Here is a 17,572-nt window from a genome sequence, read left to right as displayed (position 1 = left end):
GGTGTTGTAGTTGTGCCGTTACGAGTCAAAGCGTACAAAATTAAAATGCAGGCAAAGTCAGATTTGTATGTATTTTATTACTATTGTTAAATATCAAAAAAGCCGATGAAAGTAACCCAGGAAAAACTTCCAGCTAGCCAAATTGGTCTGGAAATCGAAGTACCGTCAGAAAAGTCAAAACAAGCTTACGAGCAAGTAATTAAACAATTTGCTCGCGAGGTTAATATTCCTGGGTTCCGCAAAGGCAAAGTTCCCCGTCAAGTTTTGCTACAGCGCCTAGGCCAGACTCGTTTGAAGGCGACGGCTTTGGAAAATTTGATTAATGATTCCCTGCAAAAAGCCCTCGAACAAGAAAAAATTGCCGCAATTGGCAGTTTTGAACTTCGCACCGAGTTTGAAGAATTACTAGAGAAGTTCGATCCTGAACAGCCTCTGATTTTTTCGGCGAAGGTTGATGTACAACCCGAAGTGAAAATGGGTCAGTACACAGGTTTGCAGCTTCAAGCAGAAGAAGCAAAGTATGATGAGGCTCAGGTAGATGAGGTTCTGGCAAAATATCGATCAGACAAAGCTACTTTAATCCCTGTAGAAGGCAGACCGGCTCAGTTGGGAGACACGGCTTTGGTTGATTTCTCCGGTAGATTTGCCGAAGCACCCGAAGGCGAAACTCCCGCAGAAATTCCCGGTGGCGAAGCAGAAGACTTCCAAGTAGAATTGTCGGAAAATCAGTTTGTACCGGGCTTTATCCAAGGCATGATCGGGATGAATCCGGGAGAAACGAGAGAAGTTTCTGTGCAGTTCCCCGAAGAGTATAGCAGTGAAGAATTAGCAGGAAAACCGGCAGTCTTTACGATTACTCTCAAAGAACTTAAGGAAAAAGAATTGCCGGAGTTGGACGACGACTTCGCCCAAGAAGTCAGCGAGTTTGAAACTTTAGCAGAACTGCGCGAATCGCTCGAAACTCGGTTTAAAGCAGACCAAGAAAACAAGACATCAGCCAATAAGGAAAAAGCTATATCAGCAGCACTTGTGCAGCTAATAGAAGTCGAGATTCCCGAAACAATGCTCGATCGCGAAATCGATTATTTGTTGAATCAACAAGCCCTCCAATTGAAAAATTACGGCATAGATATCAACCAACTGTTTACGGAAGAAAATATGGGCCCGATGCGGGAACGCTCGCGCCCGGAAGCAATCGAGCGCCTCAAGCAGAATTTAGCTCTGGCAGAAGTAGCCAAGCTGGAATCCTTATCTGTTGAACCAGCAGAAGTAGCAGCAGAAGTAGCAAAAATCAGAAAGCAGTTTCCCAAAGGAGATTTTGACCCCCAAAGGTTGCAAGAATTTGTAGCAGAAGACTTGCTCAAACAAAAAACCCTGAAATGGTTGGAAGAAAAAGGAACAATCGAACTCGTACCTGAAGGCTCTCTGACTCCTGCAGCAGCAGAAGAATCAGAAGAATCGGACGCTGAAGAATCAGCAGAAGCAGCCACGAGCGTTGAAGTTGAAGTTGTAGGCGAAGATTAGGGCGCAGAATCAAAGTAGTAGGGACACCGCACGCCAGCCCTTCTTCGTGTCAACAAACACGTTAAACCCGCATTCCGGGAGGGAATTCATTCCCTGCCGGACTAGCGGGTCCACTGGTGGACTTGGCGGGCTGAAATCTTAAGTGGACACTAATGGGGTATTGGAGTGTCCCTACGGCTGGGATCGGGGGTATCTCAAGTGCGATCGAATTTTACGTTTAATGTCGAACTACAGTTGAATTTGGGTTAAATAGTCACAAGATTTGGCTCGACTATACCCAATGCCCTGTTTGGCCTGTTTGGCCTGTTTGGCCTGTTTGGCCCATTCCCCCGATATCCGTTCAGAAGAGGCATAATAGTTAAAAGCTGGCGGCTTAATTTAAAGCTTTCATCAGCAGCAGCAAATTGTCTAGAATCCTTGACTGGTGTCTTATGGTTGTATCTCAATCTTCCAATTACCTAATTACAAGCTATAACGATTTTGATGTCAGTTCCAGCCCCAGCAATGTAGTGCCGATGGTACTAGAACAGTCGGGGATGGGCGAGCGGGCTTTTGACATTTACTCGCGCTTGCTGCGGGAGCGAATTGTGTTTTTAGGAACTCCCGTAACCGACGAAGTTGCTGACTCAATAGTGGCTCAGCTATTGTATCTAGATGCCGAAGACCCAGAAAAAGATGTCCAAATGTACATTAATTCCCCCGGCGGCTCGGTGACGGCCGGCATGGCAATTTATGACACAATGCAGCAAATCCGCCCGGATGTGGTGACGATTTGTTACGGTTTGGCAGCGAGTATGGGCGCATTTCTGTTGACAGCAGGAGCTCACGGTAAGCGGATGTCTCTTCCGAGTTCCCGGATTATGATTCACCAGCCGCTTGGAGGCGCTCAAGGTCAAGCAGTTGATATTGAGATTCAAGCCAAAGAAATCCTTTATCATAAGCGTAAGCTGAATCAACTGCTAGCGCACCACACAGGTCAACCGATCGACAAATTAGAGGCGGATACAGAGCGTGACTTTTTTATGTCAGCCGAGGAAGCCAAAAATTACGGTTTGGTTGATCGAGTAATCGCTAAGGAAAACCTTCCGACGGCGGGAGAGAATGTCACTGCACTGAATTAAGAGGCTGTTATGTCTAAGTACGACTCCCATCTAAAATGTTCGTTTTGTGGCAAGTCTCAAGAGCAAGTACGCAAGTTGATCGCAGGGCCCGGGGTGTATATCTGCGACGAATGCGTAGACTTGTGCAATGAAATTTTAGATGAGGAGTTGTTTGACTCGAGTGCAGTACCCCCAGCGGCGGTGGCTCCGAAGCAGGAAACGACGCAAAAGCGCCGCGCTACTTCGGGCAAAAGTATGTTGATGAGCCAAATTCCGAAGCCGAGGGAAATTAAAAATTACCTCGACGAAAACGCGATCGGGCAAGATGATGCGAAAAAGGTGCTCTCGGTGGCAGTTTACAACCACTACAAGCGCCTCAGCTTTATTCATGCCAAAAATAGCGGCAAGCACCCGCCGGAAGAAGTAGAACTGCAAAAATCGAATATTTTGTTAATCGGGCCAACGGGCTGCGGCAAAACTCTGCTGGCTCAGACTTTGGCGGATATGCTAGACGTGCCGTTTGCGGTGGCTGACGCGACGACGCTGACGGAAGCGGGCTATGTCGGGGAAGATGTGGAAAATATTTTGCTGCGGCTGCTGCAAGTGGCAGATATGGACGTGGAAGAGGCGCAGCGCGGAATTATTTATATTGATGAAATTGACAAAATAGCCCGCAAGAGCGAAAATCCTTCGATTACGCGGGATGTGTCTGGGGAAGGCGTGCAGCAGGCGCTGCTGAAAATGCTGGAGGGGACGATCGCCAATGTACCTCCCCAAGGTGGCCGCAAGCATCCTTACCAAGACTGCATCCAAATTGACACTAGCAATATCATGTTTATCTGCGGTGGTGCTTTTGTCGGTCTTGAGAAAGTGATAGAGCAGAGAACGGGCAAAAAGTCAATGGGTTTTATTCAGCCCGGAGAAGCTCAGCCGAAGGAAAAGCGGGCTGCTGATGTGCTCAAGCAACTGGAACCGGATGATTTGGTGAAGTTTGGGATGATTCCTGAGTTTATTGGGCGGGTGCCGGTGGCGGCGGTGTTAGAGCCGCTGGATGAGGAAACGCTGATGGCGATTTTGACTGAGCCCCGAAATGCTTTGGTTAAGCAGTATCAAAAGCTGCTGAAGATGGATAATGTGCAGTTGGACTTTAAGCCGGAGGCGATTCGCGCGATCGCCCAGGAGGCATACCGCCGGAAAACTGGAGCACGGGCGCTGCGGGGAATTGTCGAAGAATTGATGTTGGATGTGATGTACGAGTTGCCGTCGCGCAAGGATGTCGCCCGGTGTACGATTACTAAGGAAATGGTCGAGAAGCGATCGACTGCTGAGTTGTTGGTACTTCCGTCTTCGCTACCAAAACCGGAATCGGCTTAAAAGTTTTCACATTGTCAACAAGTCTTTTAGGGCGGGCTCTCCTGCCCAACCCATACTCCCCACAAGAAAATTCACTCTTTGTGGAACAGGCCGGAAAGCCTGTTCTTGAGCATGGTACAACATATCATATCGTTTCCGGTTGCATCGAAATTATTAGTAGCCGAAATTAGGAGACGGCACTGCCGTCTCCCTACCCAAAATAACATTGTAGGGAGATGGCACTGCCGTCTCCTCTATCATGTCCAAGAGTGCAACCGGAATTGATATCATATCAAGCCAATGCCCAATGCCCAATGCCCAATTCTCATTTACCAATCTATAAAATCATCCTCACCTAACTCAGAAGATAACTCGGAAAAATCCGGTTCAGATTCCAATCTAAAAGTTTCCGACTCCCAAATCTCCAAGTCATCCGACAAATCGACTACTTCCCCGTCAAACATATCAGCCAACTTCCTAGTCGAATTCGCGACATTTCGCGCGTCATCACGCACCGCTATAGCCTGAGCGTTAAAGTCAGTTTGAGAGTCGGTAGAGGCGTTTGTGGTCGATCGCGATTCGGAAATGGCAGGCACATTAACAGCGGTATTTTCAGGCGCTGGCGGGTGTTTTGGTTCTTCTCCACCCTTCCCCCAAAAATCATCTGTAATCTCAGAACCCGCCGAGTTCTGCACCTGTTGGCCAGCATCACTCACAGGATGAGAATTCCTGGGATTTTCGCCCACACGTCCGTTAGAAGTGGGCAAATCCTTGGTGCGGGAACTTTTAGTTTCAGCGGGATTTGTCAAGCCCACTTTTACTGTTACTCGACGGTTAAAAATTTGCAAAAAAGCTTCTGCAATATTAGCTACTTTGTCTTTAACCATATTGAGCAACGGCTGCGAACTAATCTTAACATAAGCAGTATCATTGCTAAAAATTACTAGCTGTCCATGTTGGCGAAGCAGCGATTGAGTGCCATGCGGCCGCACGCGGTCAAGTACCTGTTCCCACACTCGATTTAAATCGATTTCATCCGCTGAATTAGTCGGTGAATAATTTGTTTGATTCGTTTCAGCAGTTGGTACAGGTGCGGGAATCGCTGCTGCAGGTGTGCTTTCTATTCGATTAGCCACAGGTGGCGAAGTCGGTGGAGGATTTTGCGAATTGGGAACAGAAGATTGTTCAATATTAGATGTCTGGCTCCCCGCCGATTGTAGGGGCGGTGCCCCCGTGCCCGCCCTTGGTTGGGGGGGGTGATTTTGTGGTGGTTGAGCAACATTTTTAGCTGGTTCGGCTGCCGGTTGCTGCTGAGTTCTAATTGCTGAGGGCAATAATCCCAACAGCGTTACTTCCAGCCACAAACGCGGCTGAGTGGTGTTTTTAATTTGCACTTCGTGGGTTTGCAAATGTTTCTGACCTGCCAAAATCAACTCCGCATCCCAATGGCGGGCAAAATTCCCCAGTTTTTCCCAAGTGGCCGATGTTAAAGCTACTAAATCTGACCGTTTCGGGGCAGATTTGGCTATTAGCAAATCTCGGTAAAAGCTCGCGAGACTTTGCAGGACGATGAGCGGTTCCCGACCGCGATCCATGAGGTGACGAGTCATGTCTATTAGTGCTGTAGCGTTATCTGTATCAATAGCTTGCAGCAAATCCATTAAGTCATTTTCAGGGACGGCACCGACTAAATCCCAAACTTTTTCAACTGTTACTTGACCGGGAAATAAGCTCAGTTGGTCGAGCAAACTTTCGGCATCTCGTAGACCGCCTTGGGCAATTTGAGCAACCATTTGTACTGCATCACTGGCAATATTGATGTTTTCTAATTGGGCAATTTTGTGCAAGTGAGCAATCATTGCTTCGAGAGGGATGCGGCGAAAGTCGAACTTTTGGCACCGCGAAATAATAGTTGGTAATACTCTTTGTGGGTCGGTTGTGGCGAGGACGAATACAACGCGATCGGGCGGTTCTTCTAGGGTTTTGAGTAGAGAGTTGAATGCCTGGGTGCTTAGCATATGGCAATTATGAACCAGAAGACCGTTAGCGACAAAATTGTGGTTGTCTTCTACTTCAATATCATAAACTCTCTCGACCCCAGCGACTTTTACAGATTCGACTGTCTCCAAACTTGTAATCCATTGAAGAGATTGAATACTTTTTAAAGTCTGATACCCATTTTCTACTGGTTTCAGCACCCATGTGTATGTAGTCGTAGGTTTTACAGGTGTTAGACCTTGTGTAAAATTTAGTGGTTGTTGGGTATCCCAAACCTGTAAGCCAATTGGCAAGGAGTTGATTTTCTGCCCTAGAATATCCTTCTGTATGAATTTGGATGCTTGGACTTCCTTCTGGGGAAATGCTGAGCGAACCATCATCCATGTACCACCAAGCAAGTCCTTCTGGAGTGACGCGATCGAGCCAATCCATTGTGACGTATTTTCCGTTTCCGTTGGGTTTAACAGCGTCAAAGACATCTCTAAGTTGGGGATGGCAGACTGTGTGGCAACAGACTGATATATTTCCGTATCCTCGGTTAGGTGTAACTCGTAACTTTTGTCGCAGTGTCGAAAGGCAAGAAGCTTTGTATTCCAACCATTCCCGCTGCTTTTCTCCGTGTGTCCAGCCCAATCTTGGAAATCGGCTATATTTATTTGGGTAGGTGATAAAACCCTCTCCAAGTAATGTTCCGTAGATGAGTCCGAGTGTTTCTGGTTGCAAAACTTCGGCATTTGCCAAGAACTTTTCCGTTCTTGCATCCCAAAGTCCATGTCCTTTTTTATACGGATCTCGCGGCCAATGAGACTGAATACTCTTAATCCCTTTGCCTTTTTTTTGTAAAAAGTCTGGTATTTCGAGTTGTTCTCCGCAGCCACACGCACAGAGAGGTTGGATGGCTTGAGCCTGTTCGATAATAGAGGCCAAGTCGTAGGATTTTTGTCCGTAGGTATTCCCGTAAAATTGATGTCCTCTGGCAAATCTCCGCAAGCGTCCATCTGTTCCAATTTTGTGAATGACGGTGCCGCACCCACATTCACAGGGGATAGTATCTTCACTCCTTCTTTTACATCTTTTGCTCGTATCCATCCCTGTTCTGTCCTGATTGGATGATTGCCAGTACATCTGATTTCTCGGTTGGCGGTTTTAATCACCAGTGTTTGTTTTTCCCCTCGGTCTAACCACCTCAAAACTTTTTTAAATTCCCAAACTTCTGAAGTTTCGTTATAGCTGATAACTTGTTTTCCTTTGATGTTGGGATTGTCGATCCGCATCAGACCTTCGCTAGTTTTTACCTGAGAATCCCCGCTCAAACACTCGTCGATTACATATACTTTATAGCGGCACTGTACCGGGGAAAATTGAGCTCGTTCGATCAAATCCCGAATGTTATCTACTCCGGTGTTGCTGGCGGCGTCGATTTCGATGACATCTAGTGTCGAACCTCGGGCAATTTCTTGGCAAACGTTGCATTTGCCGCAGGGGGTCGGGGTGGGGGTAACCGTAGAAATACAGTTGAGAGATTTGGCGAAAATTCTGGCACTAGAGGTTTTACCGGTGCCTCTGGGGCCGGTGAATAGATATGCTGGTGCTATGCGCTCTTGTAGGATGGCGCTGGTGAGGGTTTGGGCGATCGCCTCTTGACCGACTAATTCGGCAAATGTCTGAGGGCGATATTTGTGGTGCAGGGGTTCGTAAGTCACGATCGAATATTGGTGGTATTAGCTGTAATCTTAGCTAAGGAGACGTTGTTCGATCGCAAAGAGAGCCCGACTCTCACAGCAAGCCGCCCGGTGGGCTGGCACGGGGGGAGTGAGCCAACAGTAGGAATTAGCACTCTCCCAACGTCCGCCTCTCGATCGTCCGGGCGATCGGCTGTTCTCCGTGATGTTTTCCGCTGCTCGCTCCCAGAGTTACTATTAATTTATGTGTATTTCTTTTTATTTTGCTAGAAACGGAGACCGCCGAACAAACATTTTTTTAGCTGTATTGGTATAATATATTACAGACAATTCACCATTTCTATTGGCCAGTACCAGCGCGGGATTCTCCGATATTTCGGAAACCTGCTTGCAGTTAAAGATAAAGTATTAATTAGAGGGTGCGTGATCCAGTTGCAGAAATCCAGTTGTACCAAGATGATGGTGGAATAATGTCAATGTTGGTTGATCCAGTTGCACTACCAGCTCTACTCTGGAGTCCTGTATAAATATAGCGTCAAATTTTACCCTTTAAAAGCCCATGTCAACCCAAATAATCCTTGTAGAACCAAGGTTGGCAGTAGCCTCTCCCAAACCTAAAAAGGCTAAACCCGGAGATCCGTCCTCAGACCAACTCTTAATAGGAGGGGCGGGATTACTGTTGTTATTGCTTATCGGTTTAGCGGTGTTTACCAAGCTAAAACTCGACGATTTGAGTAAAAAGCTCAAATTTGAAGAGTTTAGAAATCGAGAACTCCAGAAAAAATACAAAATGGCTCTGGAAACCATGTCAAAGATGGAAAAGAATCCCGACCTTATCCACTCGCGAGACTTTAATTTAGACTACCTGAGAATGCGGATGGCGGAAGAAGTCTTTCACTTTGCCATTGTGAACCAGATTAAGGTAAAAGTCAAAGAGAAAATTAGTATTGCCCTGCGTCCGACTCAGGGTGCAGTGGGAGATAAAAACGGGAATGCCGGCAGCGGCAGGCAAGTAGATTCGATGTTTGATATCGAATACGAAACTGGCGATCCGGCGGTAAAAATAGAAAAACGAGTGCTGTTTCGGATTCAAATTAAGCTGATGAAACTGCCGACTCAGGCAACATCGGCGACAATTAATCAAATTATTGACTGTTTGGAAACTTATCTGAGTCCTTCAGACGACCACGACAGTTGGCAGCCAACAATTCAAGGTCGCATCGTTCATATTGAGTGGGATCAAAAAGCCAAGCCGACGCCGATGTTGGTGTTGGAACAGTCGAATGAAGGGGTGAATGTTACCTTTAGGACTACGAGAACGCCTGCCGGCAGACCTGCAAATGACCTTGAGAGCCAGTTGACAGGAGCTAAAAGTCAAAAAAGTGGCAAAAGTAGTTCTAAAAGTCCAGCCAAAGGTGCAACAAAAAGTCCAGCTAAAGTAGGAGGAAAGCGTCCCGGTTCTCGGAAATAAGTTGAGGTGGATTAATATTATTTTCCCGAAAGAACGCCTGTGGCAGCCGATGTTGATGTATCTTGTGCGAGGTAGCCGTCTTCCATGTGAATAATGCGATCGGCTATGTCTAAAATGCGGTTGTCGTGGGTGACAAGCAAAATAGTGCAGTGCTGTTCTTTGGCCAAACCTCGCATAATTTCTACCACATCTCGACCTGATTTACTGTCTAGTGCTGCTGTGGGTTCGTCTGCTAATACTAATTTCGGCTGGCTGACTAAGGCGCGGGCGATCGCAACTCTTTGTTTCTGCCCGCCAGAAAGACTGTCGGGGTAATAATCTATTCTTTCTCCCAAGCCTACAGCTTGCAGCATTTCCTCTATTTTATCATTAGTTTCTTGGGGAGAAAGATGACTGTGCAATTCTAAAGACATCTGCACATTTTGCCTAGCACTCAAGCATTTGAGCAAATTGTGAGCTTGGAAAATATAGCCGATGTCGCGGCGGACTTTAACTAATTTATTTTTCCCGGTTCCCCGCAATTCTTGGTCGAGAATTTTCAGACTACCTTCTTGGATCGATCGCAAAGCTCCAATCAAGGTTAACAATGTTGTTTTACCCGACCCCGAAGGGCCTGTCATCAGCACGATTTCGCCAGGATAAATTTCGAGGTTGATGTCAAATAAGGTCTGTTTACGAAGTTGACCTTCACCGAAAGAATGATTGAGATTTTTAATTGAGACAACTGGTAAAGTATTCATGGTTATCAGTTATTAGTTATTAGTTATTAGTTGTTTTTTATTTCAGAATTGCTTCTTATTCAATCCGTGTATCCGTGTCAAAATCCGTGTCGTGCCTTCCTTCCTTAAAAAATATCTGCCGGGTCAGCCGCCTGCAACTTCCTAACTGCGATCGCCCCCGACACAGAACACATGACAACTGTCATTGCAAAAACAGTTCCAGCTTTCATCAAAGTCATATACATCGGCAAACTCGTAGCACTTCTCCCTAAATTGTACAGCACCAGAGAAACCCCAAACCCTGGCAAATAACCAAGAATTGCCAAAATCAAAGCCTCTTGAAACACCACACCCAAAAAGTAAATGTCCTTATATCCCATCGCCTTCAGCGTAGCGTATTCGGGTAAATGATCGGTAACATCAGTATAAAGAATTTGATAAACAATCACTATCCCAACGATAAATCCCATTGCCGCGCCGAGAGTGAAAACAAATCCGATTGAGGTACTTTCCTGCCAATATTTTTTTTCAAAATCTACAAACTCTTCTTTAGAAGAAATTCTCACATCATTCGGCAAAGTTGCCCTCATTTTATCAACAACAGCCTTAACATCTGTTCCCGGCTGCAAGTGAACAATACCTATATCGATTAAACCTCTTGTTCTCCGCGTAGAAAAAATCCGCATAAAGTTCAAATCGCTGGTGACAAGATTTCCGTCTGCACCGAAAGATGCCCCTATAGTAAATAAACCATCTACCCTAACGCGGCGATTGTCAACTTCAGTTTCAACAACTTTTCCCTGTTTGAAATATTCTGCTACTGGCCCAAACTCCGGCCGGGAAGCTTGGTCAAATAAAACCACATCGGAAATTTTGATTTTGTCCAAATTATTTTGGATTTCAGGCATATCAAAGATGGGATGAGCGGGGTCAAAACCGATTACCATCAATTGGCGGGTATTGCGCTGGTTGGGGTCGGGGTTTTTCCACAACCCAAAGCCTAAATATACGGGACTAATTGCTGTAACGCCGTCAAAACTCAAAGCTTGATACAAGCGACGCTGGGGAAAACTTTTCATGGCTATTAAAGCCGTAGACTGGGTGCTGGTGATAAAAATATCCCCTTTTAACTGTGAGTGAAAGGTGATGGAGCTTTCAAATAGCGCGTCTCTAAACCCGAACTGCATAAACATTAGCAAGTCGGCGAAGCCAATGCCGGCTAGTGCGACGGCTAAGCGCATTTTTTCGCGGGTTAACTGTGCCCAAGCTAGTGGTATTTTTGCCATAACAGTCAATCAATTTTAGATTTTAGATTTTGGATTTTGGATTTTGGATTGAAGAATTTTAGGACTTAAGCACGGGTGTTGAGAAACCGGGTTTTTTACGCTTATATTTGATTCAAACCCTTAATCTCGGTAAAAAACCCGGTTTCTTGAGTCCCCATGCGTAAGTTTTGTTAAGGTAAAATTTAGATATCTATTTTAACTTCAACCTGCAAGTTTGTTAGGGCTGCAACTTTCTTGCTCGATTCCGGATCGAGGCGAATTCTTACTTCGATAACTCTCGCGTCGGTGTCGGCTGCGGGGTCTGTATTGAGGACATCTTTTTTGCCGATTTGTTTGCCAATGCGAGCGACTGTTCCTTCCAAAGTGCCTGCAAATACGGGGCTGCTGACGGTAGCGCGCTGGCCGTTTCGCACTTTAGCGATGTCGGTTTCGTAAACTTCTGCTACGGCGTACATTTGATCGGTGCGGCCTAGTTCTACGATGCCATTTTCAGTGTTGATGCCTTCTCCTTGTCGGGTGTGAACTTTGAGGATGTAGCCGGATACGGGTGCTTTGACGTAACTTAAGTTTAAGTCTACTTGAGCTTTTTGTCTGGTGGCGATCGCACTTTCTACGGCTGCTTGGGCCGCTTGCACGTCTTCGGGACGTACTTCGGCAATTTGGTCGAGATTTGCTTTGGCTTGATTGATTTCTTCTTGGCCGGTTTCTGCTTTTTGTTTGAGTATTGCTTCGGCTTGATTAATTTGTTCTCTACCAGTTTCTATCTTTTGATTTAAGGTGGCTCTGGCTTGGTTAATTTCCTGCCTACCTGTTTCTAACTTGCGTCGGAGATTGGCTCTGGATTGATTGATTTCCTGCTTGCCTGTTTCTACTGTTTGTTTGACTGTGGCTTTAGTCTCGACTATTTGCTCTTGCAGTGTTTGCACTGTTGTTTCTAATACAGCTTGAGCTTCTTTGACTCTCTGCCGAGCCGTCTCTACTGCTAAACGTTTGGTGTCGTAGGCGGAAGCAGAAATTGCGCCTGTTTCGGAAAGTTCTTTATTGCGTTGTTCCTCGGCTTCGGCGTTGGTTAATTCGGCTTTTAGCCGATCGACTGTAGCATTTTGAGAGGCAATTTCGCCGCGCAATTGAGCTTCTAACCTAGCCAATTTGGATTGCTGCACCTCTGTTTCTCTTTCTAATTGTGCCTCAAATTTGGCAAGATTAGCTTGTTCTGCTTCGGTTTCTCTTTGCAGTTGTGCCTCGAATTTGGCGACGTTAGCTTGTTCGGCTTCGGTTTCTCTTCGTAGTTGAGCTTCTAAGCGGGCGATATTGGCTAATTCGCCTTCGGTTTCTCTTTGCACTTGTGCTTCAAACTTGGCAACTTCTGCTTTCCCGGCGCCGACAACGCCTGTTTTTGCGCCTGCTTGAATTTTCGCTAATTCTGCTTGTTTGACTTTGACTTCTTTGTCGGCTTGTTGGAGGATTGCTTGGAGCCGATCGCGCGTATCGAGAACTGCTATGATTTGTCCTTGACTGACTCGATCGCCCTCTTCCACCTGCAACAGTTCAATTCTTGCTCCCTCCGACGCCGAAGGGGCCGACAATTTGATAACTTCCCCCTGCGGAGTCAACCTACCCAAAGCGGTAACGCTGTTGCGGGTGGCGACGGAAGTTGCAGCCGCCGTTGCAGCCGCCGCCTGTAACTCTTCGGCTTTTTTAAGTTGAGATACTTGCCAAAAACCTACTCCTGTGGTAATAACAGTGGCGGCGATCGCTAAACCGATGATTCCTCGCCCTGGGGGTTTTAAAAATGATTTATCCTTGAGCCGTGATTCCTTTCCCATTACTTATAAAGTAGGTGATTTCCTAATTAAGTTTTGCCCACCTACTATTAAGTATTGTAAACCAATTTCAGCTATTTAGGGATATCAAAAAGCACCTCTGTCATGTAATGTTCTGCCCAATCTTGACCGAAAGCTTTTTCGAGTACGCGGCGGGTTTTGTCGTTTTGCTGCTGCTGGGTGCAGTAGTAAATTTGAGCGTCGAGAATTTCCGATGCTTCGGTGGCAGAGACAGGTTCGGAAGCGACTGCCTGTTTGCAGTGAATTTCAACGTAGGATTCAACAATATCCAAAAACCGACTGTTTTCTTCGATCGACTCTGGCCGCACAAACAGACAAAATTCTGAGAAAATATCCCCCCATTCGGGAATTTGGCGGGGACAAGAAAATTGCTTGAGGGGCAAAATTTCCAGTTGGGTTCGGTAGGTTTCCGACAAAGTTCGATCTCGATTGAGGGGAGAAAGGTCTGCGATCGCGGCGCTAACTTGGCCTTTGCCTGCTACGATATCCGTACCGAACATCGGCAAAGCATAATTCGGTCTGGGAAACATCACGCAGTGCAGAATGTCAAGTACCGGCCCGACTTTAGCGAGTTCGAGGTGTATTTTGCGGAACTGGGGCGTTTGATAGCAGCGGTTTTCAATGATCAGTTTTTCTCCTTCCAAGCGGCCTTCTACATATCCCAACTCAGCGGGCAGGTGGTAGGGTTCGAGGTCGAGATAGCGGTGCCATACTGCTTCCATCCGGTCTGCTAAATCGCGGATGAGATGGTGCTGTTGGTCGCGTAGAGAAGGCTGGGATGTTTCTAACATTCTTATTTATCGTGCGATAGCTTAATTAAACTGGATTCTACTGTTGCAGGATGCAGGAAAAAAGGTAGATACTTTAACAATATCAGTAGATTGACTTAAGATTGACTTACGATCGAGCAAGTTTTAGAGGAGATTTTGTATGTTTGGTCTGGGATTGCCCGAAATGGGCATTATTGCGGTGGTTGCCATACTAATTTTCGGCCCCAAGAAGATTCCTGAGTTAGGAAATGCTTTGGGCAAAACGCTGCGGAGTTTTAAGGAAGGGGTTGGTCAATCGGAGGATGAAGCTGTTGAGAAGGATAAAGAGGAAGAGGGCCAGCCGAAAGTGTAAATTAGGTTTGTAGTGAGGATTTTAGTCCTCATTTTTAAGGGTTCAAGCCCTCACTACGAACCTATTCGGGAAATTTGCCTTCTCTAACTTCAAGGGAATAATCTTTCACAGCTTGGGTAATTGTTTCTCGCAAATTGGCGTAAGCTTTGGCAAAAGGCGGCTGTTTTTCAGAAAGTCCCAGCAAATCGGAAGTAACTAATACTTGTCCGTCGCAGTGCGGCCCGGCGCCGATACCAATGGTGGGAATAGTTAATTTTTGGGTAATTTGAGCGGCTAAGTCGGCGGGAATGTGTTCTAAGACGATCGCAAAGGCACCGGCTTCTTGAAGTGCGATCGACTCTGCTATGATGCGATCGGCTGCATAAGCCGTTTTTCCTTGTTTTTTATAACCGAGTTGGTGTACAGACTGCGGAGTTAAACCGACGTGTCCCATCACCGGAATTCCGGCGGATGTTAGCTGCGAAACTGTAGCCGCCATTGCTGGATATCCACCTTCTAATTTTACAGCTTGAGCGCCGGTTTCTTTCAAAACTCTCCCCGCCGAGTGCATGGCTTGCTGGGGACTTTCTTGGTAAGTCAAAAACGGCAAATCGACAACAATTAATCCTTGTTTAACTCCGCGACGCACAGCTTTAGCGTGGTGCAGCATTTCATCGAGGGTTATGGGTAGGGTTGTGTCGTAGCCTAAGACTGTCATGGCGAGGGAATCGCCGACTAGGATGATATCTACGCCTGCTTGATCGATGAGTTGGGCGATCGCATAATCATAAGCTGTCAGGGCAACAATTGACCGCCCTTGTTGTTTCCACTGAATTAATTGATGAGTAGTGACTGACATTTTAGTGCAAAAATATAATATTATCTGTCTTCTACAAAAACATCCTCAAAGTCTCTATAACCACTCAACACCCTTTCAATTTGGATACCATTTTTAATAACCCGGTAAAAAATTACATATTTATCTACAGGGAAACTGCGTAGAGACGGTGCTAATTCCTCACGACTGCGCCCCATTTCTGGAAAATCTGCTAATAAACGAATTTTTTCCTGAAAAACATTAAGAAAATGGTTGGCTGCATTGGCGCTAAACAGCAACAGATAGTTCGTGAGTTCCCTTAAATCTTGCTTGGCAGGGGCACTCAAAGTGTATCGACTCATTTTTCACCCTCATCGGCTTGCTGAATCTCCTCACGCAGTTCTCTTAACACTTCTTCACCATCAAAAACCTCTCCGCGATCGGAAGCTTCAATTCCAATCATTATTTCCTTGCGGAGTTCCTCTAAACGCACCAAGCGTTCCATTTCTCGTTGTTCTAGCAATCGTAACGCAGCCCATACCACTTCAGAAGCTGATGAGTATCTACCGTTGTTTACTGTTGACTGAACAAACTGCTCTAGTTCGGGAGTTAAGGATATGTTCATTACGTTGAGTCACCTATTTGAGTCAACTACTATTTCCCATAATAACAAAAAACTATCAAATTTTGCGATCGGGATTTTAAACAATGAATCAGAGACAAGTAAGCTCTAATGTAGGTATAGCCAGCATTTAACGTTAATAATTTAGATTTTACACGCGAATATAGCTTTGCATTCCCTCCGCCGGCAAAACAATCAACCGCTGATTTTTCAAGTCCGGTTCTAAACCCAAATCTTCGAGGGTAATTAAGCCCAGTGAAGGTTCTTCTCCTGCGGGAATTTCTACACAATCATACCTGCCTTCCCGTTCAGCTACGGCAAGACTGACATCTTTGAACAGACGAAATGGTCGGGTTCCTATTGCTGTATTTCCTTGGATTTCACCAACTAAAGTTAAACCTAACTGACTGATAATATCTGCTGGTAAACAGAGTCGAGTTGCTTTTTTATCTACTAGGACGTTATCGATGGTGATACAGCGTATTTGCTCTGCGGGGATGAACCCTCTTTCTGCTAGCATCTTGTCTACTTCGTTGGTGACGGTTATTGTTGCGGTGACTCGGCCCATTATTTTATCCTTTTGTTTTGCTAGAGAATGTTTTCGTTGTCTTTCGACTGAATGATCTACAAGCGAGGTTGCCTATTTTACATTTTAACAATATTTGTAACTAAAAGCGCTGTTGTTCTTTATTCTTTAAATTGGGTTGAGAAATATGGCAACTTAATAGCAAAAATGTTCTCTAATTATTGAATTACGAAGCTTCTGCCATTCTTGTTTAGAAACATCTGCACGAGTTTTGTCACCCGATGGATCGCGGATATCCCAAATTGTATCTGCAATCCGATCGAGCGATCGCCCATGAGAACGATAATCGAAGTCCCAGAAAGCATCACCGACGCAATCTCCTTGTGTAGTAATCATTTCTCGATCGACTGTATTACGAATAGCATTCCATTCGCGGATGTAGGCAGAAGAATCGTCAGATCGCAATTTGCGACCTCCCAATTGAGGATTCACTTTATAAAAAAACCAATCCGTAAACCTATCCACAGCTTGAGTGCGTGATTCATAATCGCGCGCTGTAGCCCTGTCTAGATTGGCGCCACCGAGTACAAGGGCTATAGCTAACGCACACACCCCTAAAAACTTAGCTCTTGACTTAATTGAAAGTAATTTAATTAGCACGATTAAACCCAATAAAAATTATCAATCTCTCCGATATAGCTGATGATAAATCTTTTGTTGCCATCCATCTCTAGAACAAGAAATTCCTCCTGTTTGAGGTGCTAGAGTAGATAAACACCAATAATTTTTACCATCAAACACAACGCCTTTTTTGATAGATTGTAACTCAGAGAGAGGTTGCCACGGTCGCTCGATATTAGACTCGTCATAATATCGATATTGTTTTCCCTTGACCTCTAAACCCTGATCCGTACCTCCCAACCAATAACGACCTTCTTCAATTATGTTTGATGACGATTTTTGTTGATTACTATCTGTCTTTTTCTCAATCCACCAATTCCTCACAAAACGTTTTGTATTTTCAGAACCTCTGGTCGTAGCGACTATAACTAGCAGTTCTCCTTGTTGATTGATAAACTCAAAACGACAAGGCCCCTCTCCTGTACCAGAACAATCCTTAATCTCTTTATATCCCAAATCAAATAGCTCTTTAACAGAACGATCTCTGAGGTTAGGTTGACCTTGTAAGCTGGGCTGCCACCCTTGTTGAATCAGGATTTGACGCGCCTCTTTGTATGGCATACCTTGTTGAAGAGGTATTTTTTTAGGGGAATTTACAGAATTTTCAAGGCTGACTTGAACTTTTTTATTTAAAGCCTCGATTGTTGAATTTTCTTCTGGATTATTCAGGTAATTCTTTTTACTTGTTGTATCGATGTTTGCACTATTTATGCTGGGAACTTGTTGCTGTGGGGCAGCATCGGCAAAACTTGTATATCCAATAGTGATTAGTCCCATCAATGGTGCAATAATTCTGGTTGTAATAAGAGTGCGATCGCATATCCAACTTTTCATACTCATCGGTTTAA

General features: G+C 45.3%; 17 protein-coding genes. 6 read left to right on the top strand and 11 right to left on the bottom strand.

Translation table 11 applies throughout. From position 1 onward, the window contains the following. Positions 1 to 105: 105 nt before the first annotated feature. The 3 genes from tig to clpX all read left to right on the top strand — a co-directional run bounded on the left by tig (position 106) and on the right by clpX (position 3,998). Positions 106 to 1,524 (top strand): trigger factor, encoded by a 1,419-nt coding sequence (tig, locus tag QUB24_RS16400; protein ID WP_333154226.1) that lies wholly within the window; start codon positions 106 to 108, stop codon positions 1,522 to 1,524. A 431-nt stretch (positions 1,525 to 1,955) separates the two neighbouring features. Beyond that, the gene (gene clpP, locus QUB24_RS16395) at positions 1,956 to 2,645 is read left to right on the top strand and encodes an ATP-dependent Clp endopeptidase proteolytic subunit ClpP (protein WP_333041644.1); all 690 of its coding nucleotides are present in this window, start codon (positions 1,956 to 1,958) and stop codon (positions 2,643 to 2,645) included. Between the two features lie 9 nt (positions 2,646 to 2,654). After that, the gene (gene clpX, locus QUB24_RS16390) at positions 2,655 to 3,998 is read left to right on the top strand and encodes an ATP-dependent protease ATP-binding subunit ClpX (RefSeq protein ID WP_333154225.1); all 1,344 of its coding nucleotides are present in this window, start codon (positions 2,655 to 2,657) and stop codon (positions 3,996 to 3,998) included. Between the two features lie 308 nt (positions 3,999 to 4,306). Here the strand turns inward: clpX and dnaX are convergent, their stop codons facing one another. After that, the gene (gene dnaX, locus QUB24_RS16385) at positions 4,307 to 7,678 is read right to left on the bottom strand and encodes a DNA polymerase III subunit gamma/tau (RefSeq protein ID WP_333154224.1); all 3,372 of its coding nucleotides are present in this window, start codon (positions 7,676 to 7,678) and stop codon (positions 4,307 to 4,309) included. On the opposite strand from dnaX, the gene QUB24_RS16380 reads away from it, so the two are divergent. Next, complete coding sequence (locus tag QUB24_RS16380) at positions 7,655 to 7,927, top strand: hypothetical protein (protein ID WP_333154223.1); 273 nt, start codon at positions 7,655 to 7,657, stop codon at positions 7,925 to 7,927. The two genes, dnaX and QUB24_RS16380, sit on opposite strands and share 24 nt — an antisense overlap. 289 nt (positions 7,928 to 8,216) lie before the next feature. After that, positions 8,217 to 9,128 carry a hypothetical protein gene (locus QUB24_RS16375; protein WP_333154222.1) on the top strand — a complete coding sequence of 304 codons (912 nt, stop codon included), beginning with the start codon at positions 8,217 to 8,219 and terminating at the stop codon, positions 9,126 to 9,128. A gap of 17 nt (positions 9,129 to 9,145) precedes the next feature. Here the strand turns inward: QUB24_RS16375 and QUB24_RS16370 are convergent, their stop codons facing one another. The 4 genes from QUB24_RS16370 to QUB24_RS16355 form a co-directional block, all read right to left on the bottom strand. Then, complete coding sequence (locus QUB24_RS16370) at positions 9,146 to 9,868, bottom strand: DevA family ABC transporter ATP-binding protein (RefSeq protein WP_333154220.1); 723 nt, start codon at positions 9,866 to 9,868, stop codon at positions 9,146 to 9,148. A 104-nt stretch (positions 9,869 to 9,972) separates the two neighbouring features. After that, positions 9,973 to 11,133: an ABC transporter permease DevC gene (gene devC, locus QUB24_RS16365; protein ID WP_333154280.1), complete on the bottom strand. Its 1,161-nt coding sequence runs from the start codon at positions 11,131 to 11,133 to the stop codon at positions 9,973 to 9,975. A 182-nt stretch (positions 11,134 to 11,315) separates the two neighbouring features. Further along, on the bottom strand, positions 11,316 to 12,959 hold the full coding sequence (locus tag QUB24_RS16360) for an HlyD family efflux transporter periplasmic adaptor subunit (RefSeq protein WP_333154219.1): 1,644 nt from the start codon (positions 12,957 to 12,959) through the stop codon (positions 11,316 to 11,318). Between the two features lie 71 nt (positions 12,960 to 13,030). Next, a complete protein-coding gene (locus tag QUB24_RS16355; RefSeq protein ID WP_333154218.1) occupies positions 13,031 to 13,768 on the bottom strand; it encodes a phycocyanobilin:ferredoxin oxidoreductase in 738 nt (245 codons plus the stop codon). Positions 13,769 to 13,907: 139 nt separating this feature from the next. Here QUB24_RS16355 and tatA point away from each other — a divergent pair, with 139 nt between their 5' ends. Continuing rightward, entirely contained in the window at positions 13,908 to 14,099 is a 192-nt protein-coding gene (gene tatA, locus QUB24_RS16350; RefSeq protein WP_006632937.1) for a twin-arginine translocase TatA/TatE family subunit, read from the top strand. A 61-nt stretch (positions 14,100 to 14,160) separates the two neighbouring features. Here tatA and panB read toward each other — a convergent pair whose 3' ends face one another. The 6 genes from panB to QUB24_RS16320 form a co-directional block, all read right to left on the bottom strand. Continuing rightward, the gene (panB, locus tag QUB24_RS16345) at positions 14,161 to 14,937 is read right to left on the bottom strand and encodes a 3-methyl-2-oxobutanoate hydroxymethyltransferase (RefSeq protein ID WP_333154216.1); all 777 of its coding nucleotides are present in this window, start codon (positions 14,935 to 14,937) and stop codon (positions 14,161 to 14,163) included. Between the two features lie 20 nt (positions 14,938 to 14,957). Then, a complete protein-coding gene (locus tag QUB24_RS16340) occupies positions 14,958 to 15,257 on the bottom strand; it encodes a type II toxin-antitoxin system RelE/ParE family toxin (RefSeq protein WP_333154215.1) in 300 nt (99 codons plus the stop codon). Continuing rightward, positions 15,254 to 15,520, bottom strand: coding sequence for a type II toxin-antitoxin system ParD family antitoxin (locus QUB24_RS16335; RefSeq protein ID WP_333054747.1), 267 nt, complete (start codon positions 15,518 to 15,520; stop codon positions 15,254 to 15,256). The genes QUB24_RS16340 and QUB24_RS16335 overlap by 4 nt, the downstream gene beginning before the upstream one ends. 148 nt (positions 15,521 to 15,668) lie before the next feature. After that, on the bottom strand, positions 15,669 to 16,085 hold the full coding sequence (locus tag QUB24_RS16330; RefSeq protein ID WP_333154213.1) for an aspartyl protease: 417 nt from the start codon (positions 16,083 to 16,085) through the stop codon (positions 15,669 to 15,671). A 153-nt stretch (positions 16,086 to 16,238) separates the two neighbouring features. Further along, positions 16,239 to 16,703: a hypothetical protein gene (locus tag QUB24_RS16325; RefSeq protein ID WP_333154212.1), complete on the bottom strand. Its 465-nt coding sequence runs from the start codon at positions 16,701 to 16,703 to the stop codon at positions 16,239 to 16,241. A 21-nt stretch (positions 16,704 to 16,724) separates the two neighbouring features. Beyond that, positions 16,725 to 17,564 carry a hypothetical protein gene (locus tag QUB24_RS16320; RefSeq protein WP_333154211.1) on the bottom strand — a complete coding sequence of 280 codons (840 nt, stop codon included), beginning with the start codon at positions 17,562 to 17,564 and terminating at the stop codon, positions 16,725 to 16,727. Between the last annotated feature and the right edge of the window lie 8 nt (positions 17,565 to 17,572).

Source organism: Microcoleus sp. B9-D4 (genome assembly GCF_036705105.1).
Classification (GTDB): Bacteria; Cyanobacteriota; Cyanobacteriia; order Cyanobacteriales; family Microcoleaceae; genus Microcoleus.
The sequence above is the reverse complement of the archived record's forward strand: the minus strand, read 5'-3'. Positions and strand labels throughout refer to the sequence as shown.

Excerpts from the sequence above, each read along its gene's own strand:
- QUB24_RS16330 (WP_333154213.1), bottom strand. The coding sequence starts at position 16,085 with ATGGGCCGAGTCACCGCAACAATAACCGTCACCAACGAAGTAGACAAG.
- QUB24_RS16355 (WP_333154218.1), bottom strand. The coding sequence starts at position 13,768 with ATGTTAGAAACATCCCAGCCTTCTCTACGCGACCAACAGCACCATCTC.
- tig (WP_333154226.1), top strand. The coding sequence starts at position 106 with ATGAAAGTAACCCAGGAAAAACTTCCAGCTAGCCAAATTGGTCTGGAA.
- devC (WP_333154280.1), bottom strand. The coding sequence starts at position 11,133 with ATGGCAAAAATACCACTAGCTTGGGCACAGTTAACCCGCGAAAAAATG.
- QUB24_RS16320 (WP_333154211.1), bottom strand. The coding sequence starts at position 17,564 with ATGAGTATGAAAAGTTGGATATGCGATCGCACTCTTATTACAACCAGA.
- QUB24_RS16370 (WP_333154220.1), bottom strand. The coding sequence starts at position 9,868 with ATGAATACTTTACCAGTTGTCTCAATTAAAAATCTCAATCATTCTTTC.
- QUB24_RS16340 (WP_333154215.1), bottom strand. The coding sequence starts at position 15,257 with ATGAGTCGATACACTTTGAGTGCCCCTGCCAAGCAAGATTTAAGGGAA.
- clpP (WP_333041644.1), top strand. The coding sequence starts at position 1,956 with ATGGTTGTATCTCAATCTTCCAATTACCTAATTACAAGCTATAACGAT.
- QUB24_RS16375 (WP_333154222.1), top strand. The coding sequence starts at position 8,217 with ATGTCAACCCAAATAATCCTTGTAGAACCAAGGTTGGCAGTAGCCTCT.
- QUB24_RS16360 (WP_333154219.1), bottom strand. The coding sequence starts at position 12,959 with ATGGGAAAGGAATCACGGCTCAAGGATAAATCATTTTTAAAACCCCCA.
- clpX (WP_333154225.1), top strand. The coding sequence starts at position 2,655 with ATGTCTAAGTACGACTCCCATCTAAAATGTTCGTTTTGTGGCAAGTCT.
- QUB24_RS16335 (WP_333054747.1), bottom strand. The coding sequence starts at position 15,520 with ATGAACATATCCTTAACTCCCGAACTAGAGCAGTTTGTTCAGTCAACA.
- panB (WP_333154216.1), bottom strand. The coding sequence starts at position 14,937 with ATGTCAGTCACTACTCATCAATTAATTCAGTGGAAACAACAAGGGCGG.
- tatA (WP_006632937.1), top strand. The coding sequence starts at position 13,908 with ATGTTTGGTCTGGGATTGCCCGAAATGGGCATTATTGCGGTGGTTGCC.